The organism is Micromonospora sp. D75 (genome assembly GCF_018070405.1).
In the GTDB taxonomy this organism is placed as follows: domain Bacteria; phylum Actinomycetota; class Actinomycetes; order Mycobacteriales; family Micromonosporaceae; genus Micromonospora; species Micromonospora chalcea.
In genome coordinates, this window is the sequence record NZ_JAGPXV010000071.1 from 1 (window position 1) to 14,984 (window position 14,984).

The following is a 14,984-nucleotide window of genomic DNA, read 5'->3' on the forward strand; positions in this document are numbered from 1 at the left end:
GCGTACGCCTCCTGGGCGGCGTCCTGCGCCTCGCTCCGGTCGCCGCCGAGCGCGTACAGCACTGTCACCACGCGTTGTCTGCTGTTCCGGTAGAACTCCTCGAACCCACTGTCCGGATCCATCTCTCTCCCCGCTGCCGTTCGTACGCCTGACACCCCCCGCCGTGGTGGGCGGTTGCACGCCGTCGGCGATCCGACTCGTACCTCTCAGGGATGAGGCGAGATCATCCTGCCGTCCGAGCAGCCGTTGGGCGGGGACCGATACGGTCGGACCATGACCGACCAGCACCCCGCGCTCTCCCTTCGTGGCCTGGCCAAGCGCTTCGACACCAAGATCGCGGTGGCGGGCGTCGACCTCGCCGTGCCGACCGGCTCGTTCTACGGCCTGCTCGGACCGAACGGGGCCGGCAAGACCACCACGCTCTCCATGGCCGTCGGCCTGCTGCGGCCCGACGCCGGTGAGGCGCGGGTGCTCGGGTACGACGTCTGGGCCGACCCGGTACGCGCCAAGAGCCTGCTCGGCGTGATGCCGGACGGCGTACGCCTCTTCGACCGGCTGAGCGGGGCGGAGCTGCTCGCGTACCACGGTCTGTTGCGCGGCATGGACCCGGCGGTGGTCGACCAGCGGGCGGCGGAGCTGCTCGACGTGCTGGCGCTCTCCGACGCCGGGCGCACGCTCGTCGTCGACTACTCGGCCGGCATGAAGAAGAAGATCGGCCTGGCCTGCGCGTTGCTGCACGGCCCGCGCCTGCTGGTGCTGGACGAGCCGTTCGAGGCGGTCGACCCGGTCTCGGCCGCGCTGATCCGGGACATCCTGCACCGGTACGTCAGCGGCGGCGGCACGGTGATCTTCTCCAGTCACGTGATGGAGGTGGTCGAGCGGCTCTGCTCGCACGTGGCGATCCTGGCCGAGGGCCGGATCAAGCGGGTCGGCACGCTCACCGAGGTGCGCGGCGACCGGTCGCTGGAGGACGTGTTCGTGGAGGTCGTGGGCGGCCGGACCGCCACCGGGGAGGAGCTGTCGTGGCTGTCCCGGTGACCGCCCCAGAGCGGCCGGCCCGGCGCGTGTCGTCCCGGCACTTCGTCCGGCTCAAGCTGCGGGTGCTCGGCAACAACTTCCGGGGCCAGAAGTGGCGGATCGCGCTGTTCGTGCTGGGCCTGCTGCTCGGGCTCTGGTTCGCCGCCGTCGGGTTCTTCCTGCTCGCCACGCCGGGCCTGGCCGACGAGCCCCGGTACGCCCTGATGGTGGCCGCCTTCGGCGGTGGTCTGCTCACGCTCGGCTGGCTGCTCCTGCCGCTCGTCTTCTTCGGCGTGGACGAGACGCTCGACCCGGCCCGGTTCGCGCTGCTGCCGTTGTCCCGCCGCACCCTGGTCACCGGCCTGCTCGCCGCCGCTCTGGTGAGCGTGCCCGCGCTGGCGACGGCGCTCACCGCGGCCGGTCTGGTGGTCACCGCCGGGCTGCTGGGCGGCTGGTCAGCCGCAGTGGTCGGCGCGCTCGGCGTGGTCGCCGGGCTGCTGGTCTGCCTGGCCGGGGCCCGCGCGCTGACCAGCGCGTTCGCCACGATGCTGCGGTCCCGCCGGGTACGCGACCTGGCGGCGGTGCTGCTCGCCGTCCTGGCCGCCCTGCTCGGGCCGTTGCAGTTGCTGGTGCTCGCCGCGGTGCAGCAGACCGACTGGGACCGGCTGGACGGGGTGGCCCGGGTGGTCGGCTGGACGCCGTTCGGCGCGCCGTGGACGGTCGGCGTCGACGTGGCCGAGGGCCGGGCCGGCGCGGCGGTCGCGAAGCTGCTGATCGCGGTCGCGACGCTCGGCGTACTCCTGTTCTGGTGGTCGCGGTCGCTGGAGTCGGCGATGGTGGGCGCGGCGAGCGCCAGCCCTTCGCGCGCGCCGCGCGGCGTGGCCGGCGGCGCGGTCACGCAGTTGTTCCCCCGCGCGGTGGGCTGGGCGCGGCGGGACCGGTTCGGGGCGCTCGTCGCCCGCGAGTGCCGCTACTGGTGGCGGGACACGCGGCGGCGGGCCAACCTCATCACGGTCGCCGTGGTCGGTGTGTTCGTACCGGTGATGGTCAACCTCGGCGGCGTCTCGTTCTCCACCGAGGGCGGGGCGGAGTTCGGTGGCGGCGATTCCTCACCGGCGCTGGTCAGCCTTTCCATGATCTTCGTCGGGGTGCTCGCGTCGCTGACGCTGGCCAACCAGTTCGGCTTCGACGGCAGCTCGTACGCCGCGAACCTGGTCGCCGGGGTGCCCGGGCGGGTGGAGCTGCGGGCCCGGATGACCGCGTTCTCGATCTACGTGGTGCCGATGCTCGTCGTGATCGCGGTCGCGCTGGCGCTCTTCCTGGGGCGTCCCGCTTGGCTCGGCGTGATGGGTGGCGCGTTGGCCGCCGCGTACGGCTGCGGGCTGGCGATCAACGGGTTCGTGTCGGTGCTCGGCGCCTACTCGCTGCCCGAGTCGAGCAACCCGTTCGCCATGAACAGCGGCGCGGGGTTCACCAAGGGCCTGCTCACGCTGGTTTCCATGGTCGCCTCCGCGGTGGTGGCGGTGCCGTTCGTGGTGGCCGCCGCGCTGCTCGGCGACGTGTGGCTGTGGCTGGCGCTGCCGATCGGACTGGCGTACGGGGTGGGCGCGGCGCTGCTCGGCGCGTACCTCGCGGGGGACACACTGGACCGCCGGCAGCCGGAGCTGCTGGCCACCGTCACGCCGAGGCGCTGATGCCGGTCGTCGAGGCGGTCACCACGGTCCCGATCCCGCCGGAGCTGGCGTTCGCGGTCTCCCAGACGGTCGCGCCGGTCCGCTACCGCTGGGATCCGTTCGTCCGTGAGCAGCACTTCGTCGACGGCGCGACGGCGCCCGGCCGGGGCGTGCGCACGTACACCCGCTCCCGGCACGGCCTGGTCATGGTCAGCGAGTACGTCTCCTGGTCACCGCCGACGAACGTCGGCATGAAGATGGTGCGCGGGCCGTGGTTCTTCGAGCGGTTCGGCGGCGGCTGGCGCTTCGCGCCCGGCCCCGAGGCCGGCACCACGATCGCGACCTGGCGATACAACTTCCGCTGCCGCCCGGCGTTCCTGCGCCCGGTGGCCGAGCGGATCGGGGTGTGGCTGCTCGGGCGCGACATCCGCCGCCGGATCGCCGGGTACGCGGCCGGATGCGCGGACCCGGAGGTGCTGGCCGCCGCCCGCCGCCTGCTCGCCGACGGCTGATCCCGGTTACGCGGTGCGGCGCATCGCCGCGTAAACGTGGTGGCCGTCGCCGACGCTCGTCATGGTGACCAGCTCCCAGCCGTAGTTGGACAGGTGCTCGACCGCTTCCATCAGCGGCTGGAACGCCCGGCGGCCCCAGGTGTTGTTCGCCCGGACCAGCAGGTGCCGGTGTGGATAGGCACGCAGGTCGACCTGACCGCCGAGGACGGCGTCGGCGGCGACGACCCGTTCCTGGGCGAGTTGCTGCGGGGGGATGAGACTCATGCCCGGCAGGGTATGGCGTTGCGTCGAACCCCGCCCGGCAGCGGGCGGCACAATGTTTCACGTGAATCCAGAGCCGGGCGCGCAGATCCATTCCACCGACCCGTTCGCGGCGCCGGCCGGGCAACGCTCGCCGGCACGCCGGCTGCGCGGCCGGCTGGCGGCCCCGGTGACGCTCTGGACCGCACCCGGCCCGGCCGGGCTGACCGTCTCGTCCACGCTGGTCGCCGAGGGCGAGCCGGACCGGCTACTCGGCCTGGTCGACGCGGAGTCGGACCTGTGGGCGGCCATCGAGGAGGCGGGGCGGTTCGCGGTGGTCCCGCTGGGCCCGCAGCACCGGCAGCTCGCCGACCGCTTCGCCGGCCTGTTCCCGTCGCCCGGCGGCCTGTTCGCGCTGGACGCCTGGACCGAGACGCCGTACGGGCCGGTGCCGGCGGACGCCGGCGGGTGGGCGGGGTGCCGGCTCGACACCGCCCGGGAGTACGGCTGGGGCCTGCTGGTCGAGGCGACCATCGAGTCGGTCGACCTCCCCGAGGACACCCTCCCCCTGCTGCACTACCGCGGCCGCTACCGCGAGCTGACCGACTGACCCACCCGGCGGTCGGGGTGACCGGTTAGCGGAGTGACGTGGGTCACTCGGCGCAGCCGGGGCGCCGTTCGGCGCAGCCGTTCGCCGCCGGGCGGCGGAGCCTTCCCGGGCGGGGAGCGCGCTCTCTACCGTGCGCGAAACTCCCCCACGCCTGCGAAGGTGGTGATCCACAGATGTCCACGGACACACCCGCGTCCGCGCCCGCCGAGTCGGCGGCGGAACGGTACCTCGCCGTCCAGCGGTCCGACGAGTTCGCCGGGTTGCGGCGCGCGCTGCGCGGCTTCATCTTCCCGATGACCGTCGCGTTCTTCCTGTGGTACGCGCTCTACGTCATCCTCTCCGCGTACGCGCGGGGATTCATGGGCACGAAGCTGATCGGCAACATCAACGTCGCCCTGGTCTTCGGCCTGCTCCAGTTCGTCTCCACGTTCGTCATCGCCTGGCTCTACTCCCGGTTCGCCAACCGCCGGATCGACCCGGTCGCCGACCGGATCCGCGACGAGATCGGGGAGGTGACCCATGAACACGGTCCTCGCGGCTGAGGCGGGCAGCACCACCGCCCGGAACCTCACCATCACGCTGTTCCTGGTCTTCGTGGCGATCACGCTGGCGATCACCGTCTGGGCCAGCCGGCAGACCAAGACCGCCACCGACTTCTACGCCGGCGGCCGGTCGTTCTCCGGTTTCCAGAACGGCATGGCGATCGGCGGCGACTACATGTCGGCGGCGTCCTTCCTGGGCATCGCCGGCATCATCGCGCTCTACGGCTACGACGGCTTCCTCTACTCGATCGGCTTCCTGGTCGCCTGGCTGGTGGCGTTGCTGCTGGTGGCGGAACTGCTGCGCAACTCCGGCCGGTACACGATGGCGGACGTGCTGGCGTTCCGGATGCAGCAGCGGCCGGTCCGGACCGCGGCGGCGGTCTCCACCATCACCGTGTCGATCTTCTACCTGCTGGCCCAGATGGTCGGCGCCGGCGCGCTCGTCGCGCTGCTGCTCGGCATCAAGCCGGGCACCACCTTCCTCGGCATGGACGCCGACACCGCCAAGGTCGCCACGATCATCATGGTCGGCGCCCTGATGATCATCTACGTGACGGTCGGCGGCATGAAGGGCACGACGTACGTGCAGATCGTCAAGGCGTTCCTGCTCATGGGCGGCGCGCTGGTGATGACGCTGCTGGTGCTCGCCAAGTACAAGTTCAACCTGTCCTCGCTGCTCGGCGACGCGGCCAGCGCCTCGGGCAAGGGAGCGGCGTTCCTCGAACCCGGGCTGCGCTACGGCGTGGAGACACCCGGCGACGCGCTGAAGACGTTCTACAGCAAGATGGACCTGCTCTCGCTGGGCATCGCGCTGGTCCTCGGCACGGCCGGCCTGCCGCACATCCTGATCCGCTTCTACACCGTGCCGACCGCGCGGGCGGCCCGCAAGAGCGTGCTCTGGGCGATCGGCATCATCGGTGCGTTCTACCTGCTCACCCTGGCCCTCGGCTTCGGCGCGGCGGCGATCGTCGGCGGGCAGGCGATCACCGAGCAGGACAAGGCCGGCAACACGGCCGCGCCACAGCTGGCCGAGGCGCTCGGCGTGGACTTCCTCGGCGGGAACCTGGGCGGGGCGACACTGCTGGCGATCATCGCGGCGGTCGCGTTCGCCACGATCCTCGCCGTGGTCGCCGGGTTGACGTTGGCGTCGTCGTCCAGCCTGGCGCACGACTTCTACGCCAACGTGGTGAAGAAGGGTGAGGCGTCGGAGCGGCAGGAGGTGAACGTCGCCCGGATCTCCGCGCTGGTGATCGGCGCGGTCTCGATCGTCCTGTCCATCTTCGCGCAGAACCTGAACGTGGCGTTCCTGGTCGCGCTGGCGTTCGCGGTGGCCGCCTCGGGCAACCTGCCGGCGATCCTCTACAGCCTGTTCTGGAAGCGGTTCAACACCTCGGGCGCGGTCTGGGCGATCTACGGCGGCCTGCTCTCCGCCGTGCTGCTCGTCTTCTTCTCGCCGGTCGTCTCCGGCGCGCCGACGGCGATGTTCCCCGACCACGACTGGCACTGGTTCCCGCTGTCGAACCCGGGCATCATCTCGATCCCGTTCGGCTTCCTGTGCGGCTGGCTCGGCACGATCCTGTCCAAGGAGAGCGACGAGGAGAAGTACGCGGAGCTGGAGGTGCGCTCGCTCACCGGAGCCGGCGCGCACTGATCGGCACGTCGAGCGGGGCCCCTGCCGTACGCGGGGGCCCCGCCTCGCGTGTATAGGCTGACCGCCATGAAGGTCGCTCCCCGCTTCGGTAGCGGACACCGCATCCTGGTCACCGGCGGCGCCGGTTTCGTCCCGTCCCACCTGGTCGACCGGCTCGTCGAGCGCGGCTGCACGGTAGTGGTGCTGGACAACTTCGTCACCGGGTCCAAGGAGAACGTGGCCCACCTGCTGGACAAGCCGACCTTCACGCTGGTCGAGGCGGACATCTCCGACGGCCTGCCGCACCACCCGGCGATGACCGAGCGGTTCGACGCGATCCTGCACATGGCGTCCCCGGCCAGTCCCACCGACTTCGAGAAGCTGCCGGTGGAGATCCTCCGGGTGGGCTCGGTGGCGACGCTGGCGCTGCTGGAGCGGGCCACCGACGACGGCGCGCGGTTCCTGATGGCCTCCACCTCCGAGGCGTACGGCGACCCGAAGGAGCACCCGCAGCGGGAGACGTACTGGGGCAACGTCAACCCGATCGGCATCCGGAGCGTCTACGACGAGGCGAAGCGCTTCTCCGAGGCGGCCACCATGGCCTACCACCGCAGCCGGGGCACCGACACCGCGATCGTGCGGATCTTCAACACGTACGGCCCGCGGATGCGTCCGGACGACGGCCGGGCCATCCCGACGTTCATCTCCCAGGCGCTGCGCGGCGAGCCGATCACCGTGCACGGCACCGGCAACCAGACCCGCTCGATCTGCTACGTCGACGACCTGGTGCGCGGCATCCTGCTGCTGCTCGACTCGACGCAGACCGGTCCGATCAACTGCGGCACCGAGCACGAGATGTCGATGCGGCAACTGGCCGAGACGATCGTGTCACTCACCGGAAGCACGTCCGAGGTGAGCTACATCACTCGCGCCTCCGATGACCCGGAGATGCGCCGACCGGACCTGACCCTCGCCCGCGAACTGCTCGGATATGAGCCGAGCGTCACTCCCGAAGACGGACTCCGGCGCACGATCGAGTACTTCCGCGGGCGGCTCGGGTACTGAACCGCCCGGGACGCGGCTGACATCGGCGCGCGTCCGAGGGCGTCGGTGGCCCGGCCGACCTACCCTCGGTTACATGTCAGCGACCTCGTCTGCCGGCGCTCCCTTCCCGCACCCCCTGAACCGGGACGCGGGCCGCGCTTCGGTTCCCGGCTCCGGCCGGGGCGCCACCGGGCGCGCCCGCACCTCGGATGCCCGCTGGTATCCCCCGCGCGACGAGGCGCCCCGCTCGGGGCGTACCGGCGGTCCGGTGGGGCCGACCGGACCCGGCGGCCCGGGCGACGGCGGTCCGGGCGGCCCGGGCCGGCGCGGCCCGCGACCGCGCTGGGGACGCATCGGCCTGGTGGCCGGCGTCGCGGTGCTGGTGCTGGCGCTGCTCGGCGGCCTCGGCGCCTGGTTCTACGCCCGCAACCTCGACGACGACCTGGCCCGCACGGACCCGTTCGCCGGGATCACCGGCGGGCGCCCGGCCAAGCAGGTCGACGGCGCGTTCAACATCCTGCTCGTGGGCAGCGACTCGCGGGATCCGGACGCTCCGGTCGACGGCTCCGGCAAGTGGCGCGCGGACACCCTGATCGTCATGCACATCCCGGCCGACCACAAGCGCGCCTACCTGGTCTCGGTGCCGCGTGACCTGTACGTGCCGATCCCGGAGAGCGCGGGCGCGTCCTGCGACTCCGGCTCCCGCAACAAGATCAACGCGGCGTTCGCGTTCGGCGGCCTGCCGCTCGCGGTGAAGACCGTGGAGTGCTTCACCGACGTACGGATCGACCACGTGATGGCCATCGACTTCGGCGGCTTCAAGGAGGTCACCGACGCCCTGGGCGGGGTCGACCTGAAGGTGGAGCGGACCATCACGTCGATCCACAAGCCGTACCGGACGTTCACCAAGGGCGTGAACCACATGAACGGCGCCGAGGCGCTGGACTGGGTCCGGCAGCGCAAGCAGTTCCCGGACGGCGACTTCGCCCGGATGCGGCACCAGCAGGAGTTCCTGAAGGCGCTGATGGACAAGGCGGCGAGCACCGGGACGCTCACGAACCCGAAGAAGCTGAACGACTTCCTCAAGGCGGTGACCGCCGCCGTCACGGTCGACCAGGGATTTTCGTTGACCGACATGGCAGTGCAGTTCCGCAGCCTGCGGGGCGAGAACCTGACGTTCGTCACCAGCCCGCACCTGGGTGGCCAGACCATCGACGGCCAGTCGGTGGTGGTCTCCGACCGGGAGAAGGCGCTGGCGATGTACAAGGCGATCGCCGCGGACCGGATGGCCGAGTGGATGCAGGCCAACCAGAAGGGTTCGGGCGACAACGCGGGCGGCTGACGCCGGCACGGCATGACCGGTAACGAGCGCTAGGGCCTCGCCACCACGGAGGCCAACCGCCGACCGGCTCCTTACCCCTGCCCGTTCGGCCACAACCCGAAGATGTGGGCCGGTATTGATGGGAATTGCCGCCCTACGAGGTCGCGAGAACGGGAACAGATACGTAAAGTGGTCCCGCCCCCGATCACCGAGCTGGAGCACGCATGTCGGTCCAGACCAGCCGTCGCCCGCAGTCACCGGCACCCGGATCATCCGGGCGGGTCCCTCCGGTCATCCCCACACAGCCCGGTTCCGGCGGTCGCGGTCCCGGTGGTGGCAAGAAGAAGCGCACCAAGCGCAAGGACCCGCTCTGGGCGAAGCTCACGCTGGTGCTCGGCGCCGTGCTGATGGTGACCAGTGGCGTCGCCATCGTCGGCAGCAAGGCGGTCATCGGCCAGGCCACCGACAACATCGCCCAGCGCAACCTGCTCGGCGGCGCGGGCAAGAGCGAGGCCGAAGGCGGCAACAGCCTCGAGGGCCCGATCGACATGCTGCTGCTCGGGGTGGACGCCCGCGAGCGCTGGGCCGCCGACGACGTCCGGTCGGACACGATCATCATCCTGCACATCCCGGCCAGCCACGACCAGGCGTACCTGATCTCGATCCCCCGGGACACCGAGGCGCGTATCCCCGCGTTCGAGAAGAGCGGCTACAAGGGCGGCACCGACAAGATCAATGCGGCCTTCTTCCACGGCGCCCAGAACGGCGGCGGCTGGGAGGGCGGCGCCCAGCTGATGGCCAAGACGATCAAGTCGATGACCGGGATCGGCTTCGACGGCGCCGCGATCATCAACTTCGGCGGCTTCAAGAGCGTGATCGACGCGCTCGGCTCGGTACGCATCTGCGTGAGCCACGAGGTCAAGTCGCACCACATGTCGTACGTCGACGGCAAGCCGATGTGGAACGCCGACGCGAAGAAGACCGGCAAGCCGTACAAGGCAGTGGTGCACAAGAAGGGCTGCCGGGAGATGCAGGGCTGGGAGGCGCTCGACTACTCCCGCCAGCGCTACGGCCTGCCGAACAGCGACTACGACCGGCAGCAGAACCAGCAGCAGCTGATCAAGGCGATGGCCAAGAAGGCCACCGAGGGTGGCATGCTGACCAACCCGATCAAGCTGAACTCGCTGATGAAGGCCGCCGGCAAGGCGTTCGTCCTGGACACCGGCGGCGTGCCGATCGCGGACTTCATCTTCACGCTCAAGAACCTCAACGGGAACGACCTGGTCACCCTGCGGACCAACGGCGGCACGTTCGCCGGCAACAGCAACGGCCGGGAGACGTTCAACGAGACGACCATGGACATGTTCCAGGCGGTCAAGAACGACAAGCTGGCCGACTTCGTGGTGAGCAACCCGGACGTCCTCTCCACCCGTAAATGACCTGCTGACCTGCGCGAAAGCGCCATCGGTCGGCCGATCCCCCCGTAGCCTGACGTGAGCGGGTCTCATGTCGCGGCTACGGGGGGATCGTCACGTCCAGGCCAGCACGGAACCGACGCGGGCGGGGCGCACCCGCCCGCTGGGCCCGGTTCCTGCTCGGCACCGGACTCGTCCTGGTCCTGCTCGCCGCGCTCGGCGTGGCCGGGCTGAACTGGCTCAGCCACCGCTACGACCGCACTGTGGCCAAGGAGCAACTGCTCGACCCGGCCGCCCGGAACAAGCGGACAGACCTGGACGGCGCGCTCAACTACCTCCTGATCGGCTCGGACCACCGGCCCGGCGCGAACCCCGAGGACCAGCGCTCCGACAGCATCCTGATCGTGCACGTGCCGGCCGGCATGCGGCAGGCGTACCTGATCTCCGTGCCGCGCGACCTGCTGGTGGCGCTCCCGGCGGCGCCCGGCTTCCCCGGCGGCCAGGACAAGGTCAACGCCGCGTACGAGCACGGCGGCGGGGGCGAGGGCGGCGCACGGCTGCTCAGCACCACGCTGACCCGGCTCACCGGCATCCGCTTCGACGGCGCCGCGCTCGTCGACTTCTCCGGTTTCAAACAGGTGATCGACGAACTCGGCGGCATCCGGATGTGCGTGGACACGCCGGTGCGCTCGATCCACACGAAGCACCAGTTCGACGCCGGCTGCCAGCAGATGGACGGCGCCCGGACGCTCGACTACGTCCGCCAGCGCTACGACCTGCCCGGCGGCGACTACGACAGGCAGCGCCACCAGCAGCAGATGCTCCGGGCGGTGCTCGACCGGGCGGGCGAGACCCACCTGCGCACCGATCCGGTGAAGCTCGACCGGGTGCTGCGCGCGGCCGGCGGAGCGCTGACCGTGGACACCAACGGCGTACCCCTGGACGAGCTGCTGTTCGCGTTGCGCGGGCTACCGGCGGACGCCCTGCGCGGCGTCCAGGTGCCCTCGTACCCGCAGACCATCGACGGCGTCTCGTACGTGGTGCTGGACAACGGCGGCGGCGGTCTGTTCACCGCGCTGCGCGACACCCGGATGCCGCAGTGGGCCGGCGCGAATCCGCGCTGGGTCAACCGGCTGTGAGCGGTCCGGGCGGCTAGGCTTGGTGACCGTGTTCGGAGCCTCACTACCAAGCGTCCCCGCGTCGGCCGTGCCCGACGACGTCTACCTGCTCGACGTCCGCGAGGACGACGAGTGGGCCGCCGGCCACGCGCCGGCCGCCCGTCACCTGCCGATGACCGAGCTGCCCGCCCGGCTGGCCGAGATCCCGCAGGACCGCGACGTGGCGGTGATCTGCCGCTCCGGCGGCCGCTCCGCCCAGGTCGTCGGCTATCTGCTGCGTAACGGCTGGGACCAGGTGCGCAACGTCGAGGGCGGGATGGGCGACTGGGCCGCCGCCGGCCGCCCGGTGGTCACCGACGACGGGCAGCCGGGCCGGGTCGCCTGAGGCGGTCATGACCGTCCCCCTGGTCTTCGCCCACCGCGGCGCCTCGTACGACCTGCCGGAGCACACGCTCGCGGCCTACCTCCGTGCCATCGAGGAGGGCGCGGACGGGCTGGAGTGCGACGTCCGGCTGACCCGTGACGGGCACCTGGTCTGCGTGCACGACCGCCGGCTGGACCGCACCAGCAACGGGCACGGGCTGGTCAGCGCGCGTACGCTCGCCGAACTGGACGCGCTCGACTTCGGCTCCTGGCACCGGGCCGCGACGCTCGCCGAGGACGACGAGCCGCTGGACGAGTCGCACACCCGGCTGCTCACGCTGGAGCGGCTGCTCGACGCGGTGCTCGACGCCGGGCGGCCGGTCCGGCTGCTGATCGAGACCAAGCACCCGTCGCGTTACCGGGGCGAGGTCGAGCGCCGCCTGGTCACGCTGCTGCGCCGGTACGGGCTGGACGAGCCCCGCCCGGGCCACCGGGTCCAGGTGACTGTGATGTCGTTCTCGCCGCTGGCCGTACGCCGGATGCGGGAACTCGCCCCGGCGCTGCCCACGGTGCTGCTGCTGGAGGTGCTGCCGCGGCTGCTGCCGCTGGGCCGGCTGCCGTTCGGCGCCCGGATCGCCGGTCCTGGCGTGGACCTGGTCCGGGCCCGCCCGCGCCTGGTTCCCTCGCTGCGCGCGGCCGGCCACTCGGTGTACGTGTGGACCGTCAACGAGCCGGAGGATCTGGAACTCGTGCTGGAAGCCGGCGTGGACGGGGTGATCACGGACCGGCCGGCCCGTGCGCTGGCCCGGTTGGGCCGGTGAGTCCGGTCGATCGGTATCGGCCACGGTCGACCGGCCGGGGGTGTCCGGGAGGGCTGCCGCGCGGCACACTCGGGACATGCCGGAGCGAACCGACTACCCCGCCCTCATCGCCGGCCACACGACTGTGATCAACATGATCAACGCGGGCGAGTCCGGTCCCGCAGTGCTCAACCGCCTGCTCCACGAGGTCGGACCGGCGGTGGGCGCGGCCGGTCTGGTCTTCGTGGAGTTCACCCCGGCCGGCGGACGGGTGATCGCGGCGACCGGCCGCGCCGAGTTCGTGCTCGGCCGACCGCTGCCCGCCACCGACCCGGCCACCGTCTGCCTGCTCGCCGGGCCGCCGGTGCGGGAGGTCCGGGTCGACGCGATCCCGGGCGCGCTCGCCGACGAGGTGGCCGGCCGGGGGCTCAGCCGGATGATCGTGGCGCGTGCCGAGATCGGCGGTCTCACCGTCGGCAGCCTGCACGCGCTCTACCCGCTGGGCGAGCCGCCGGATGCCGCGCAACGCGCCGTGATCGGCTACGTGGCCGCGTGCGTCGCGCACATGTACGGCGACCAGACCGGCCTGCCGGTGCACGGGGACGGCCCGGTGGTGGCGGCGCTCGCCGACGGGCTGGCCGTGGTGGACCGCGACGGGCGGATCCGGCTCTGGAACCCGGCGGCGGTCCAGGTGACCGGCCGTCCGGCGGAGGAGGCGCTGAGCCGCCCGCTGCCGTTCCCGCTGCCGCCGCCGGGCCAGGTGCTCGACCACCGGATGCCGGACGGGCGCTGGCTGCGGATCACCTCCGGCGAGCTGCCCGGCCCGAACGCGCTGCGCGTGGTCACCTTCCGCGACGTCACCGACCAGCAGCGGCGCGACCACGACCGCGATCTCTTCGTGGCGGTGACCAGCCACGAGCTGCGGACCCCGGTCACCGTGATCAAGGGGTACGCGGACACCCTCACCGACCACTGGGACTCGCTGAGCGACGACGACCGCCGGCAGGCCGCGCGGATCATCGGCCAGCGCGCGAACGAGCTGGCCCGCCTGGTCGACAGGCTGCTGACCGCCGCCACCGAGAACCGTCCCGGCGGGGAACCGGCCGCGCCGTTCGACCTGGTCGACGCGCTGCGCGCGGCGGCGACGGACCTGCCGGCCGACATCCGGCACCGGGTCGTGCTCGACCTGCCGGCCGACCTGCCCAAGGCGCTCGGCGACCGGCACAGCCTCGCCACAGTGCTCACCGAGCTGGGCACGAACGCCGGGAAGTACTCACTGCCGGACACCCCGATCGAGGTCACCGCCGAGGCGAACGAGCGGACCGTCTCGTTCCGGGTGGCCGACCGGGGCATCGGCATCCGCCCGGAACACGTGGAGCGGGCCTTCGACCGGTTCTGGCAGGGCGAGTCCGGTGACCGCCGGCGGTATCCGGGCGCGGGACTCGGTCTCTATCTCGTCCGCCAGATCGTTGAACAGCAGAATGGATGGGTATCCCTCCGGCCCAGAGCCGGTGGCGGTACGGTCGCAGAGGTGCGGCTGCCGCGGGGTTGACCCGGCGCTCGCAGACGGGGAAGGAACGACGTGTCGACTGGTCCGCCCGAACGGTCGTGGTGTGTGGTGGTGCCCCACGACCCGACCGGCGCGCGTCTGGCCCGGCACCGGCTCGCCGACGAGCTGACCGGCGTCGTACCCCCGATTCTGCTGGCCGACCTGGTCGCGGTCCTCGCCGAACTGGTCGGCAACGCGGTCCGGCACGCCGACGCGCTGCCCGGCGGCGTGGTCCGGGTGGCCTGGCGGCTGCGGGTCACCGAGGAGGGGCCGAGCATCCAGCTCCGGGTCACCGACGGTGGTTCCGGCGCCGGCCCGTGCATGCGGGCCGCCTCGCCGGACGCCGCCGACGGGCGCGGGCTGCACATCGTCGCCGGGCTCGCCAGCGGCTGGGGCGTGGAGCGCGACGGCCTGGGCCAGAGCGTCTGGGCACGGTTCGATCCGGCCCCGGCGCACCGGCCGGGCCTGGTCGCGGCCGGCTGAACGCACGGGCAGGCGGGTCCTGCCCCCACCCGCGCGGCCCGGCATCTAGGCTGTCTCGCCATGAGCAAGCGTCGGAAGAACCAGCGGGTCGGCGAGAGCACCCCCAAGCGGGAGAAGGTGCGCGACGTCTTCGTGCCCCGGCCGTTCGAGGGCCTGGTCGACGAGCCGGAGTGGATCGCCCTGCGTGAGCTGGTCCCGGCCGCGTCCGCGCCGCTGCGGCTCACCCCGGAACTGATCGAGGAGTACGGCGACCGCCCGGTCACGCTGGCCACCGTGCTGCCGATGGCCGCCCCGGCGATGACCAAGCCGGACGGGCGCGTCTTCGTCGGTCTGCAGCGGCACCAGCAGTCCGGCGACGTCTCCCGGGACCTGGCCGACGCGCTGATCTCCGCGCTGCGCACCGAGCCGGGCGGCCAGGTGAGCGTGCCGCCGCTGCCCGGGCCCGGCCCCCGCCTCCAGGACATCCTGGTGGACGGCCCGCTGGAGATCACCATGCACGACGGGTTCGACTTCTGGCTCGACCCGGGCGCCGCCGACGACCCGAACGTGCAGGCGTCCCTGGAGCGGGCCAACTCGGCCATCTACCCGACCGTGAAGCTGGCCGCCGCGCGGGCCGCGTACTGGTGCCAGGTGCCGGAGAAGGCCCACGTGCGGATGGTCCTGCCGG

16 protein-coding genes and 1 pseudogene are annotated in these 14,984 nt (G+C 72.0%); 15 read left to right on the forward strand and 2 right to left on the reverse strand.

Features of this window, described 5'->3' with window-relative positions:
- A pseudogene (locus KBX39_RS33185) lies at nucleotides 1-122 on the reverse strand (SigE family RNA polymerase sigma factor); the annotation flags it as partial.
- Between the two features lie 151 nt (nucleotides 123-273).
- Between KBX39_RS33185 and KBX39_RS07025 the strand changes: the two are divergent.
- The 3 genes from KBX39_RS07025 to KBX39_RS07035 are packed head-to-tail and all read left to right on the forward strand — an operon-like array spanning nucleotide 274 to nucleotide 3,202.
- A complete protein-coding gene (locus tag KBX39_RS07025) occupies nucleotides 274-1,038 on the forward strand; it encodes an ABC transporter ATP-binding protein (protein WP_043327744.1) in 765 nt (254 codons plus the stop codon).
- Nucleotides 1,023-2,711 carry an ABC transporter permease gene (locus KBX39_RS07030; protein WP_210869666.1) on the forward strand — a complete coding sequence of 563 codons (1,689 nt, stop codon included), beginning with the start codon at nucleotides 1,023-1,025 and terminating at the stop codon, nucleotides 2,709-2,711. The genes KBX39_RS07025 and KBX39_RS07030 overlap by 16 nt, the downstream gene beginning before the upstream one ends.
- Complete coding sequence (locus KBX39_RS07035) at nucleotides 2,711-3,202, forward strand: SRPBCC family protein (RefSeq protein ID WP_043327742.1); 492 nt, start codon at nucleotides 2,711-2,713, stop codon at nucleotides 3,200-3,202. The genes KBX39_RS07030 and KBX39_RS07035 overlap by 1 nt, the downstream gene beginning before the upstream one ends.
- Nucleotides 3,203-3,208: 6 nt before the next feature.
- Here the strand turns inward: KBX39_RS07035 and KBX39_RS07040 are convergent, their stop codons facing one another.
- Complete coding sequence (locus KBX39_RS07040) at nucleotides 3,209-3,466, reverse strand: hypothetical protein (protein WP_043327741.1); 258 nt, start codon at nucleotides 3,464-3,466, stop codon at nucleotides 3,209-3,211.
- Between KBX39_RS07040 and KBX39_RS07045 the strand changes: the two genes are divergently transcribed.
- The 12 genes from KBX39_RS07045 to KBX39_RS07100 all read left to right on the forward strand — a co-directional run.
- Nucleotides 3,456-4,052 carry a flavin reductase family protein gene (locus KBX39_RS07045; protein WP_312246625.1) on the forward strand — a complete coding sequence of 199 codons (597 nt, stop codon included), beginning with the start codon at nucleotides 3,456-3,458 and terminating at the stop codon, nucleotides 4,050-4,052. The genes KBX39_RS07040 and KBX39_RS07045 overlap by 11 nt on opposite strands.
- 173 nt (nucleotides 4,053-4,225) lie before the next feature.
- Nucleotides 4,226-4,594 (forward strand): DUF485 domain-containing protein, encoded by a 369-nt coding sequence (locus tag KBX39_RS07050; RefSeq protein WP_030499418.1) that lies wholly within the window; start codon nucleotides 4,226-4,228, stop codon nucleotides 4,592-4,594.
- Nucleotides 4,572-6,245, forward strand: coding sequence for a cation acetate symporter (locus KBX39_RS07055; RefSeq protein ID WP_210869670.1), 1,674 nt, complete (start codon nucleotides 4,572-4,574; stop codon nucleotides 6,243-6,245). The genes KBX39_RS07050 and KBX39_RS07055 overlap by 23 nt, the downstream gene beginning before the upstream one ends.
- A gap of 66 nt (nucleotides 6,246-6,311) precedes the next feature.
- Nucleotides 6,312-7,289: an NAD-dependent epimerase/dehydratase family protein gene (locus KBX39_RS07060; protein WP_043327737.1), complete on the forward strand. Its 978-nt coding sequence runs from the start codon at nucleotides 6,312-6,314 to the stop codon at nucleotides 7,287-7,289.
- Between the two features lie 73 nt (nucleotides 7,290-7,362).
- The gene (locus KBX39_RS07065; RefSeq protein ID WP_210869672.1) at nucleotides 7,363-8,610 is read left to right on the forward strand and encodes an LCP family protein; all 1,248 of its coding nucleotides are present in this window, start codon (nucleotides 7,363-7,365) and stop codon (nucleotides 8,608-8,610) included.
- 203 nt (nucleotides 8,611-8,813) lie between these two features.
- Nucleotides 8,814-10,028 (forward strand): LCP family protein, encoded by a 1,215-nt coding sequence (locus KBX39_RS07070; protein ID WP_043327735.1) that lies wholly within the window; start codon nucleotides 8,814-8,816, stop codon nucleotides 10,026-10,028.
- Nucleotides 10,029-10,225: 197 nt separating this feature from the next.
- Complete coding sequence (locus KBX39_RS07075; RefSeq protein WP_312246630.1) at nucleotides 10,226-11,143, forward strand: LCP family protein; 918 nt, start codon at nucleotides 10,226-10,228, stop codon at nucleotides 11,141-11,143.
- Between the two features lie 28 nt (nucleotides 11,144-11,171).
- Complete coding sequence (locus KBX39_RS07080; RefSeq protein ID WP_030499424.1) at nucleotides 11,172-11,507, forward strand: rhodanese-like domain-containing protein; 336 nt, start codon at nucleotides 11,172-11,174, stop codon at nucleotides 11,505-11,507.
- Nucleotides 11,508-11,514: 7 nt separating this feature from the next.
- Complete coding sequence (locus KBX39_RS07085) at nucleotides 11,515-12,306, forward strand: glycerophosphodiester phosphodiesterase family protein (protein WP_043327734.1); 792 nt, start codon at nucleotides 11,515-11,517, stop codon at nucleotides 12,304-12,306.
- 76 nt (nucleotides 12,307-12,382) lie between these two features.
- Nucleotides 12,383-13,837, forward strand: coding sequence for an ATP-binding protein (locus tag KBX39_RS07090; protein WP_043327733.1), 1,455 nt, complete (start codon nucleotides 12,383-12,385; stop codon nucleotides 13,835-13,837).
- A 63-nt stretch (nucleotides 13,838-13,900) separates the two neighbouring features.
- Nucleotides 13,901-14,317, forward strand: a complete 417-nt coding sequence (locus tag KBX39_RS07095; protein WP_176722903.1) for an ATP-binding protein — start codon at nucleotides 13,901-13,903, stop codon at nucleotides 14,315-14,317.
- A 60-nt stretch (nucleotides 14,318-14,377) separates the two neighbouring features.
- The coding region (locus KBX39_RS07100) for a DUF5926 family protein (protein WP_210869674.1) at nucleotides 14,378-14,984 on the forward strand (607 nt) is incomplete at its 3' end.